Source organism: Citrobacter sedlakii NBRC 105722, from assembly GCF_000759835.1.
Taxonomy (GTDB): Bacteria; Pseudomonadota; Gammaproteobacteria; order Enterobacterales; family Enterobacteriaceae; genus Citrobacter_A; species Citrobacter_A sedlakii.
This window is the reverse complement of the sequence record NZ_BBNB01000019.1, coordinates 45,428-56,297: the sequence shown is the minus strand read 5'-3', so window position 1 is coordinate 56,297 and position 10,870 is coordinate 45,428. Positions and strand designations below refer to the sequence as shown.

The following is a 10,870-nucleotide window of genomic DNA, read 5'->3' as shown; positions in this document are numbered from 1 at the left end:
TGGGAGTCCAGGGTGACTGTATGGCTCGCACTGGCCGTGTTGCCACTGACGTTAGTCACGCTTACGCCGATCTGTTCACGGCTGTCGGTCAGTAAATCCATCGCCGATGACGGTACAGTCACGCGCCAGGAACCGTCCGCCTGAACCTGTGCCGTAAAAGTCTGGTCAGCGAATTTCACCACCACAGTTTGACCCGCTTCCACGCCCTGAGTCTGCCCTGAAAGCAGCAGGTCTGCGCCTTTCTCCGCGGCGTTAATGAGATCGTCTGCGGCAACGGTATTGATCGTAATTGCCACCGGATCAAGATCCAGCTCAACCGGATGATCAACGGACACGGGATTGCCCCAACCATCCTGTGCGCTGGCCGTTACGGTCAGTTGCCCTGCGTTCCAGTTTTGCAAGTCGCTTGCCGGAACACCAATCTGCCAACCCCCGTTGCTGCTCACCACCGCCTGATAATTCACGTTATTGATAGACACAGTGACCAGCGTACCCGCTGCCAGATGGCTGCTGCTACCGCTCACCACCAGATCCTGATGGTGTTCGATGGCGTTAACAATGTCGTCGCCAGAAAGCGTATTTATACGCAGGCCCGGCAGCGACGCATTAATGCTGATATCGCGATCGCCGGTCCCGGTATTGCCGTGACTGTTGGTTACGGAAGCGGTAAAGGTGAGGTCGCCATCGCCAAAGTGTTGCAGGTCGTTGGCCGGAATGGTCACCTTCCAGCTCAGATCATTTTCCACGATAGCGCTGTAGCTTTTTCCGCCGACCTGAACGGTGACCGTATCGCCCGCCGCGGCATGGATGACACGACCGCTTAAAATCTGGTCGCTTTGCGTTTCCGCGTGGTTCACCAGGTTGTCGGTGGCGAAGTGATTAATGACCACCTGCGGCAGCACCGTGTCGACGAGGAAGGATGCGCTGGTCGTGCCGCTGTTACCGGTGGCGTCCGTGCCGCTTACGGTGACATGATAGAGGGTATTGGCAAGGTTCAGTACATCAGAAACCGGCACCTGAACAGACCAGACGCCACCGTTGACCGTTGCGGTATAGGCGATATTGTTGAGCATCACGGTCAGGGTGCTGCCGTCCGCGAGAGTACTGGCGCCGCTTAAGGTCAGCGGCTGCATCGACTCCTGGGCGTTAAGTACGTTGTCCTGGCTAATAGTATCGACGGTGATCCCGACGGCCAGGCTGTTGAGAGTCACATCGTGGGTGGCTGTGCTGGTATTGCCCGCCGCATCGGTCACCGTCACGGTAATGGTGTGCTGCCCGTTGCTCATGGAATTAAACAACGAGGCCGGAACGCCCACGCTCCAGCTGCCGTCTGCCTGTACCACGCCAGTAAAGGTCTGATCACCAAACTGAACGGTCACGACGTCGCCGGGCGCGGCGCCGTTCGCCATTCCTGAAATCAGTTGAGCGACATCCTGCTCATCATCATTAAGGATATTATCGCCAGCTACGGGATTGACCGTCAGGATCGGCGCGGTGGTGTCGACAGTCAGTTGATCGGAGAAATCCGCCGCGTTCCCGGCTTTATCGCTCACTGAAACCGTCAAAGAATGGTCGCCATTCGCCAGCGCCTGAACGTCTGCGGCGTCCACCGTCAGCGCCCAGGTCCCTTCGTTCGTCACAAGGGCGGTATAGGTTTGGCCGTTCAGCGTCAGTGTGACCGTCTGCCCGGCTTCGGCAGTGGTTTTTCCGCTTAATACCAGGGACGCGTTGTGCTCAACGGCATTGAGGATCTGATCAACGGCGATGCTATCCATCGACAGCAGCGGCGCCTGTGTGTCGACAGCGATCACCTGAGTGCCCGTCACCGTATTGCCCGCCGCATTCTGACCGCTAACGCTCACCGTCCAGCTCCCGTCAGCCAACGCAGCGGCATCCGCCGCCGGGACGTTGATCTGCCACTCCCCGTTCGCGTCGACGCGGGTGAGATAGCTTTTACCGTTTAGCGTGACGGTCAGTTGCGTGCCCTGCGCCAGATGACTGCTACTGCCTGACAGCGTAAACCCGGCAGACTGTTCACTGGCGTTAATCACATTATCGTTAGCCGTTGTCGCCAGCGTGAGGGTTGCCTGCGTGGTATCGACATTGACCGTAATTTTGCCCGCTGAGGTGGACTCGCCACCGTTGATTTGCACGACAGACCAGGTATGTACGCCGTCGGTCTGCGTGGGCAGCAGTACCGTCCAGACCCCATTTGCATCAACCATTGTACTGGCGATGGTGTTGCCGTTGCTGTCTTTGATTTGAATTGTCGCGCCCGGATGGCCGGTCCCGCTGAAGGTCGGCGTGTTATCGTCGGTGGTGGCATTGGCGGTCAGACCGCCCTGTTTGTCGCCCTGATTATCGGTGACCATGTAGGTTGGCGTATTTTTGGTGTTATCAACGGTTTCAGTTTCGGTCACTGTGACTGTTTTCGTTTCACCGCCGTCATCATTAGCCAGCAGCGCGCCAATCGCGCCGCCGCCCAACGCGGCACCAGCCAGCCATGCCCACGGAAAATCATTCTCTTCGCTGGCGGCTTCCGCCATCAACGGTTCGATGCTGTCGATCGGCGTCGCATGCGCCGTCAGCTCAACCGCGTCCAGGCTGGCAACATTGCCCACATCGTCAAAGGTCACGTGGGTCAGTCCCGTTTCATCATTGAAAACCAGTTCAGAGTGCAGTTTCGACTCGGGATCTTCGGTGAAATAGCCGCTGCAACGAATCACGCTGCCGTCTTTCATGTAGATCAGCAGGTCGTTGCCCTGGCGGACGTAGCGGGCCACATCCTGAGCGGAACCGAGGATTTCGATCACGGAAGCGCCGGATACTGCGACGGAAAGGTTGCCTTCGCCCGACAGGACGGTTTTTTTCGCGGTGTGACGATTGATAATGTTTGCGGTTTTTAATGTATTCATAGTCTGGCTCATAAAGGTCAGTTAATCAGTACTACGCTTGCGGGTCGCGTCCCTGAGGTCATGGTGCTGCGAGTAAAATGGATTAGAGATCGGGCAATTTTTTAGATGCCTGTTTTTCAATCCCGATAAGGGGCAACAGGTTGTCGACTGCCGTCGCGTACTGAATGGCGGCGCTCCAGCCGTCGTATTCAGCATTAATGCGTGAAGATTGCGCCTGCCAGACGTCCTGTTCGACGCTCAGCAGGTCGTTGATGCTTTTTTTGCTCAGGGTGTATTCGTTTTTGTAAACGCTGCGGGTTTGCATGGCGTTAACCAGCTGGAATTTGCCGGCATCTTCACGACCGCGTGCGCCTTTCCAGTCCGCCATTGCCGATGAGGCTTTTTGCAGAATGTCGAATCGCGCTTTTTCTTCTTCTGAAGCGGCCATCGCCTTTGCCCCCTGCGCCTGATCAACGCGCGCGGAAACCGCACCCCCCTGATACAGCGGCGCATCCACGCTGAGCTGGATTTGATCGTCCCAGTAGCCGCGATTGTCAGATTCATAACGGGTGCGTCCCGCTTTCAGGCTGAGCGTGGGCAGATGTTGGGCTTTCGCCCGATCAATGCCGTGCTGTGCGGATGTCACCATAGCGCGTGCGGACAGCACGGCAGGGATTCTGGAATAATCGATATCGTCAACGGCGACCTGTTTGGCTTCCAGGTTCTCCGGCAGACGGGCGTAACGATGGGCACTGATACCGGTCTGTACCGCCAGCACCGCTTTCGCTTTTTGCAACGCGGCGTCGTACTGCTCCAGCGTCGCTCGCATCCCGGCAATGCGGGTCTGGGTTTGCAGATCGTCAGAGGTCGAGCTAAGACCTGCGCCAGCGCGCAGTTGCGCCAGATGCTGAATTTTCTCCAGCGCGGCGATGTTCTCTCGTGCCGCATTCACTAAGGCGCTATAGCGTTTCACTTCGACATAACCCTGCGCGGCTTTTTCCGCCACTTCCGAAAGGGTGGCCATCAACTGATAGCGATAACTTTCGTATTGCGCTTCCGACTGGGCAATAGCGCTATTGGTTTTACCAAAGTCATACACTAATTGCGTAACGGTAATTCCCCAGGCTGCAGAATTATTTAACGAGCCACTGGAATCCGTTGTCTGGCTGTGACCGGTACTCGCCGTTAAGCCAATTTGCGGCATCCAGCCGCTTTTCGCCTCTTTTGTCATTGCCTGGCCGATTCCCATTTGCGCGGCCTGACGGCTAATTGCCGGGTCGCGATCTAAAGCAAATAAAATACTTTCTTTCAGATTCGTCTCTTCAACATTCGCTAATGCCGCGAAGCAAGAAACAGAAGCGCCGCAAAGTGCAAGGGTTAACGTCACCAATGAAAAAACAAAACGCATACTCACAACATATATCCTAATTAAAATGGCTTTCTTCAGGCTGACCGATGCCTCCACACTTTTCTTTTTCAGAGCGATATGGAAAATAATGAAGCCTGCTATGAGATATGCCCTTATCAATGTGTCTTCAGCGCATTCCGCTGAATTTAACGGTCAGTCTCCCCTGAGCTTAAATAATGCCCACACTGATAACGACATATACCTGTCCGTGACAAACAAAGTTGAAAAACGTCATCATCACTACGTCTGTATGACATTTTCCAGCGTCCAGAAAAGACACTTTCCCGGGTATTCAGGGTAAGCGTTACCTATCGCTGGCATCACGGGTTGAAGAATATTCTGAGGTGTCGGGGTAAACGAGGAAAGAAAAATAACCTTAATTCATCTTAAATGATTTCTGATTGTAACCATGAAGAACTAAACCCAATAAAAACAAGAACATGATATTTCAACCAAAGATCTTAAACACTCTGAAAGGCCCTTTACTTGCTGAAATTTTGAACTAAAAAGCCATGGAGTGCACAGAGATTCATCAGTATTGTTCATCCCTGACTAAAATTAAACCGGATCAGTTTTCAGGCGGATAACAAATTAGAAACAATATTATTCCAATCAGTTAGCATCCATGCCGAGGTGAGCGTGTTAATGCGGGAAATCAGGAAGGGAGTAAAACGGTGTGGTTTTTCCGCTTACAGGTGAAAAGAAAGCGGTCGTACTTTTCGATCATCATTTGCGACTTGATGCCTATTTTGTCGCGATAGTCGTTGTATTCCGAGCCTTCAGAGAGCAGGAATGCGTATATTGTATAATTAAGTTCGATGATCGAAAAAATGAATTCACGTTTCGCCAGTTCGAGCGTTTCATCATGCAGGCGATAGTCGCTATCGTTAAATTTTTCAGCCTGCTCCATGCGATGTGAGATTTGATGAATAATCGCCGGATGCAAATAGTACTGCGTACAGCCCACTGTTTCTTCATAGGGCCAAACGTGAAGAATCTCCTCAATAATACGCTGGTCACGCATTCGCTGTTCGGACAACAGATTATTCGTACTAAACGGCGACGTCAGCAAATAGCGAATTGAAAGAAAAAGAAAGGTGCCAATGCTTAATGCACACAGCAACATGAAGACTTTTGTGTAGAACATGATATAGCGAGTCAGTAATTTTGGAAAAGCTATCCTAACGGCAGTCGCGATGGATTTATAGTTTTTTGGAACTGAAAAGTCCTAAATTTTCCAGTTAATGTGAAAATAATAAAACGTTACGGTAAACAGTCGGCTAAATTACCCCCATTATTTAGGATAATCTTAATGGCAGAACGAAATATCCTGGCGAATTTTCTGACATCGCCTTTTTGCCGGGTGGTGCGAAAACACCTTACCCGGCCTGCAGCAATGGGGCCACGGACGGCCTTATTTTCGATGCCAGTAGGCCGCCGCGCGCACCAACTGCGGGTCAAACGCATCGCTTTCGAAACGGCGGCTGAGGTTTTTGACCACCTTTCCTTCTCCGGTGACCCAGATAAAGTAATCTGCCGCTGGCACCGACAATTGCGCCAGTCGCGCATCAATCGCCTGCTCGTCGTGCGCCAGCCATTCTATGTTGAACCCGTCAAGATGCGCCAGGTAATCCCGATAAGCAGGATCGTTGACGCTCACCAGCGCGGTCACCGACGGCCTGACCGGCAAGCGGCTAAGCGCTTCCAGACGCCGACGCAGCGCGGGCATGCCTGACTCATCGCAAACATAAACCTGGTATGCATAATCCTCCGGCACCACCAGCGAACCACGCGGCCCGCCGATGGTCACCGTGTCCCCTTCGCGAGCCTGCATCGCCCAGCGGCTCGCCACGCCGCCATCGTGAATGAAGAAATCCAGCGCCAGTTCATGACGCGCTTCATCGTAAAGCGGCGTGTAGTCACGGGACGCCGGGCGTGCGCCCTCTCCCCAGACAATGCCTTCGTCAGTGACCGTTGGAGGGACAAACGGAGCGCCAGCCTGGGGGAAAAAGACTTTCGTGTGATCGTCAAAGCCGTGTGAGCAAAAGCCTTTCAGCGCGTCGCCGCCCAGTACAATGCGTTGAAAGCCTGCGCTGATACGTTCCGCGCGCAAAACGGTAAGTTCGCGAAAACGCAATTCGTTGCGCACGCGTTGAGGATAACGTGAGGTGATGTCGGTCATGTCGCTGCCTTCGTGAAATAATCAGATATATCGAATTTAATTTTCAAATGATAATGATTGCTAATCAAGATGATTGCAAGCGATTTTTCGATACTGTTTTATAAAGCCTCACCCGCTACAAATAAGCATTAAATTCAATACATTATAAAATTTTCATTGCACAGCTTGCCAAAATCAAAGATTTAGATATAAATTAGATATATCTAATAAACATCAGGAGAAACCTATGCGACATCATCACGAGGGTTGCTGCAACGGCGAAGGGGAGCATCATGAGGGCTGCTGTTCCGGCGAAGGGGAGCATCATGAGGGCTGCTGTTCCGGCGAAGGTCGCCACCAGGGCGGCTGTCACAGCGAAGGTCATCATCACGGCGGATGTAATGGCGAAAATCATCATCACGGCGGGTGTAACGGCGAAAGTCATCATCACGGCAGGTGTGGGCAACGTCATGGCAGAGGCGGCGGAAGACGCCAACGCTTCTTCGGACATGGCGAGCTGCGTCTGGTGATTCTGGATATCCTCTCCCGTGAGGCCAGTCATGGCTACGAGCTGATCAAAGCTATCGAAAATTTGACTCAAGGGAACTATACCCCCAGCCCGGGCGTGATCTATCCAACGCTCGATTTTTTACAGGAGCAGGCGCTTATCACCATTAGCGAAGAAGACGGCGGACGGAAGAAAATCACCCTTACCACGTCCGGCGCACAATGGCTGGAGGAGAACCAGGAACACCTCGGACACATTCAGGCGCGGATCACTGCGCGTAATGTTGGCGCTGAACTGCGTAAGAATCCGCAGATGAAGCGGGCGCTGGACAATTTCAAGGCGGTGCTGGACCTGAAAGTGAATCAAGGGAATCTCAGCGACGCGCAGTTAAAACAGATCACTGGCGTGATCGACCGCGCGGCGCTGGAAATCACTCAACTGGATTAAGCTGGCTGCGCGTCGTCTTCCCTGACACGGAACACTTTCACCAGCTCTTTTAAGTGAAGCGCCTGCTCATTCAGTGACGCTGCCGCGGCAACGGACTCCTCCACCAGACAGGAGTTCTGTTGCGTGGTGGCGTCGATCAGGCCAATCGCGCTGTTGATCTGCGAAATTCCGTCGGTCTGTTCGCGACTGGCCTGGCCGATTTCCCGCAGGATCACGTCCATTTCCTCAACATTACTCACCATACCGTTGATTAGCGCATTCGCTTTTTCGACCAGCAGCATTCCCTCCTGAGTCTGACCGGTGGAATCTTCAATCAGATTACGGATCTCGCTGGCGGACGAAGCGCTTTTCTGCGCCAACTGCCGCACTTCACCCGCCACTACCGCGAACCCACGCCCGTGTTCACCCGCACGCGCCGCTTCTACGGCAGCGTTCAGCGCCAGTATGTTGGTCTGGAAGGCAATAGAGTCAATCAGATTAATGATGTCGGACATGCGGTTAGCGGTTTCATTTATGACGCGCATTTTTTGCGTGACCTGATTCATCATTTCACCGTTGTTTTTCACTACGGTCGCCGCCCCCGCAGAGAGCTTCGTCGCTTCTCCGGTATGTTCCGCTGTGTTTTTCACCGTCGCGGTGATCTGTTCCATCGACGCGGCAGTTTGTTCAACCGAGCTGGCCTGCTCTTCGGTACGCGCCGCCAGATCCTGGTTGCCAGCCACAATCTGCGCCGCCGCGCTGGAAATATTCTCCGAGCCGTTTTGTACCTCCTGCACAATCTCTTGCAGGCGGTTTTTCATGGTCATCAGCGCCTGCAGCAATACGCCGGTTTCGTCCCGCTGTTCGCAGGCGATAGTGCGGGTCAGGTCGCCCTGGGCGATCGCTTCGGCAAACTGGACAGCGTCGTCCAGTGGTCGGGTAATGGAACGCACGATGTACAGCCCCATAACGCAGCCAGCGACAATGCCTGCCAGCGCCAGGGCGACAAGCAGGATCCGGTTGGCTTTAAAATCGCTCTCCACTTGCTCGCCTGCTTTTAGCATCTGCGCGTCTTCGATGGCGATAAGCGCCATCACTTTATCTTTATACGCCTGCTGCACGTTTACCGTGGTGGTCATCATCTCCTGCATTGCCGCCTGACGGTTGTGACTTTGCACCGCCGCCTGGATACGGTGTTGCGAGGCAAGATACTGCTCACGCACGTCGCGAATGTCTGCTATCACCGTTTTCGATTTATCGTCGAGCGGCGCCGCGCTTAGCTCGTCCAGCAGAAGGCTAATCTGCTGGCTTATCGCGTCGAGCCGGGCCTGCGAAGCCCCTGTCCAACGCCCTTCTTCATCCATCAGCATCAGTTGTTGCGTGCTGACATACTCCTGAAAATTGTCGATAAGTTTGTTGGCTTTTACCGTGATCGGATAATCGTCGGTCAGGATGTTTTGCATACCACGATTCGCACGATCCAGGCTAAATATCGACAAACCGGAACTCACCATCATCAGCACAATAAACAAACCAAACGCGATAAATAACTTTGAACGAATTTTCACGTTACGCAAAAACATATTTCCCCTCCCGGAGATCGTTTTTCTCAGACAGCATTTCTTATCGGTCGGAATCTCAGTAACTTTATGATATTGATCAGTTTTTATTTTCAACGCTTTCTGATAAATCGCTTTTAACGATGAATAACGGTAGACCGATCGTTATATAAGCGTTTTTTATGCTTTCGTGAAATGCGGAAAACCGCTGGGCGACAATGAGAATAAAAATAACTATCTCACCCTTATGGGTTAATATTTAATATAAATTTAACATTAAATTCACAAAACGCTCACCCATTACGGTAAGCGTTGGCAGAAAAAAGAAGAGGCAGAGATGTGAAGAAATGAGGAAATTAATGCAGTACCGTCACGGCATCTTCCAGACGGCTGGCGCGGTGTTTGACCATAGCGGATACCTGCGCGCTTTCTTCAACCAGCTCGGCATTTTTCTGGGTGATGTGGTTAAGCTCATCCACCGCGCGGGTCAGGCTGCTCAGCCCGTCGGCCTGTTCCGACGTCGCATGACTGATTTGCGCAATCAGTTGGGTGACGTTTTGCACCTGCGAAACAATGTCATCAATGGTGCGGCCTGCGGCGTGAACCTGCTGCGAACCGGACTGAACTTTGTCCGCGCTGGCGTCAATTAACTTACGGATGTCGTTCGCCGCACTGGCGCTGCGGCTGGCCAGATGGCGTACTTCTCCCGCCACGACGGCGAACCCTTTTCCTTGCTCGCCCGCACGCGCCGCCTCCACCGCCGCGTTAAGCGCGAGGATATTGGTCTGGAAAGCGATGTCGTTTATCAGCGTGGTGATGGTGCCTATCCGCTGGGTGCTGTTGGCGATGTCATCCATCGTTTTGATCACCGTATCCATGGCTTCGCCACCCTGAGTCGCTGCGCTGCTGGCGGCGCTCGACAGTTTGTCAGCAGCGGAGGCGGTTTCGGAGTTCTGCTTAACCGAAGCGGCCATCTGGTTCATGGTTGCAACCGTTTGTTGCACGTTATCAACCGTCTGGCGGGTGTGTTTATTCAGATCGTCATTGCCTTTCGCCAGCGTTTCGCTGCCGTTACGTACGCTCGACACCTGACTTGAGACATCGTTGATGAGCCAGCGGCACATCAGCCCAAGTTGCCCAACCGCGCGCAGCGTCAGTCCCAGTTCGTCACTGCGATTAAGATGCATCACGCTGTTACGCTCCCCGGTCGCGACTTTCAGCGCCTGCTTCGCCACGTTTTCGATCGGACGAACTATTTGTCCTTCAAAAATCACGGTGCCGGCTCCCAGCGCCAGCGCACTCATCAGATACGCCAGCGCGGGCGCGTCGGAGGCATACAGGCCCGCCGCGACCATCACGAACAACAGCGTCATCACGCCGCGTACCCGCCAGCGCAGCGGCAGAGAAGGGAGTTTTCCCAACCAGCCTTTGCGTACCACCAGCCCTTTGTGAATGCGTCGGGCGCAGCGGTTTTCGTTCAGCGCCTGGTATAAAGGCTCCACCGCGGCGATCTCTTCTTCCGTTGCGCGGGTACGAATCGACATGTAGCCAGTGACCTGCCCTTCGCGAACCATCGGCACCGCGTTGGCGCGAACCCAATAGTGATCGCCGTTTTTACAACGGTTTTTAACAATGCCGCTCCACGGCTCGCCCTGTTTCAGGGTGTACCACATATCGGCAAACGCAGCTTTTGGCATGTCCGGATGACGTACAAGGTTGTGCGGCTGCGCCAACAGCTCATTGAGCGAGTAGCCGCTAACAGTGACGAAAGTATCGTTAGCGTGCGTGATGTAACTGTGCAGATCGGTCGTGGACATGAGCGTCGTATCGTCATCCAGCGGTGTATTTTGCTGGGTAACGTAGAGATGAGAAGACATAGTAGCGTCCTGTGCAGGTTATCTGGTTGTTAACTTC

Annotated in this window: 7 protein-coding genes; 1 reads left to right on the top strand and 6 read right to left on the bottom strand. The window is 53.5% G+C overall.

Features of this window, described 5'->3' with window-relative positions; all coding sequences use genetic code 11:
• The 4 genes from CSE01S_RS21375 to CSE01S_RS21360 form a co-directional block, all read right to left on the bottom strand.
• The coding region (locus CSE01S_RS21375) for an Ig-like domain-containing protein (RefSeq protein ID WP_042292972.1) at positions 1-2,915 on the bottom strand (2,915 nt) is incomplete at its 3' end.
• A gap of 82 nt (positions 2,916-2,997) precedes the next feature.
• Positions 2,998-4,302 (bottom strand): TolC family outer membrane protein, encoded by a 1,305-nt coding sequence (locus CSE01S_RS21370; protein WP_042292970.1) that lies wholly within the window; start codon positions 4,300-4,302, stop codon positions 2,998-3,000.
• A gap of 655 nt (positions 4,303-4,957) precedes the next feature.
• Complete coding sequence (locus CSE01S_RS21365) at positions 4,958-5,449, bottom strand: hypothetical protein (protein ID WP_042292967.1); 492 nt, start codon at positions 5,447-5,449, stop codon at positions 4,958-4,960.
• A gap of 267 nt (positions 5,450-5,716) precedes the next feature.
• A complete protein-coding gene (locus CSE01S_RS21360; protein WP_042292965.1) occupies positions 5,717-6,484 on the bottom strand; it encodes a siderophore-interacting protein in 768 nt (255 codons plus the stop codon).
• Between the two features lie 226 nt (positions 6,485-6,710).
• On the opposite strand from CSE01S_RS21360, the gene CSE01S_RS21355 reads away from it, so the two are divergent.
• Positions 6,711-7,418: a PadR family transcriptional regulator gene (locus CSE01S_RS21355; protein WP_042292963.1), complete on the top strand. Its 708-nt coding sequence runs from the start codon at positions 6,711-6,713 to the stop codon at positions 7,416-7,418.
• Here the strand turns inward: CSE01S_RS21355 and CSE01S_RS21350 are convergent.
• Both CSE01S_RS21350 and CSE01S_RS21345 read right to left on the bottom strand, forming a co-directional pair.
• Positions 7,415-8,980 (bottom strand): methyl-accepting chemotaxis protein, encoded by a 1,566-nt coding sequence (locus CSE01S_RS21350; RefSeq protein WP_042292960.1) that lies wholly within the window; start codon positions 8,978-8,980, stop codon positions 7,415-7,417. The two genes, CSE01S_RS21355 and CSE01S_RS21350, sit on opposite strands and share 4 nt — an antisense overlap.
• A 332-nt stretch (positions 8,981-9,312) precedes the next feature.
• A complete protein-coding gene (locus CSE01S_RS21345; RefSeq protein WP_042292957.1) occupies positions 9,313-10,833 on the bottom strand; it encodes a methyl-accepting chemotaxis protein in 1,521 nt (506 codons plus the stop codon).
• Between the last annotated feature and the right edge of the window lie 37 nt (positions 10,834-10,870).

Bases quoted from the DNA above. Each gene is read 5' to 3' on its own strand.
- CSE01S_RS21370 (WP_042292970.1), bottom strand. From the start codon at position 4,302: ATGCGTTTTGTTTTTTCATTGGTGACGTTAACCCTTGCACTTTGCGGC.
- CSE01S_RS21365 (WP_042292967.1), bottom strand. From the start codon at position 5,449: ATGTTCTACACAAAAGTCTTCATGTTGCTGTGTGCATTAAGCATTGGC.
- CSE01S_RS21360 (WP_042292965.1), bottom strand. From the start codon at position 6,484: ATGACCGACATCACCTCACGTTATCCTCAACGCGTGCGCAACGAATTG.
- CSE01S_RS21355 (WP_042292963.1), top strand. From the start codon at position 6,711: ATGCGACATCATCACGAGGGTTGCTGCAACGGCGAAGGGGAGCATCAT.
- CSE01S_RS21350 (WP_042292960.1), bottom strand. From the start codon at position 8,980: ATGTTTTTGCGTAACGTGAAAATTCGTTCAAAGTTATTTATCGCGTTT.
- CSE01S_RS21345 (WP_042292957.1), bottom strand. From the start codon at position 10,833: ATGTCTTCTCATCTCTACGTTACCCAGCAAAATACACCGCTGGATGAC.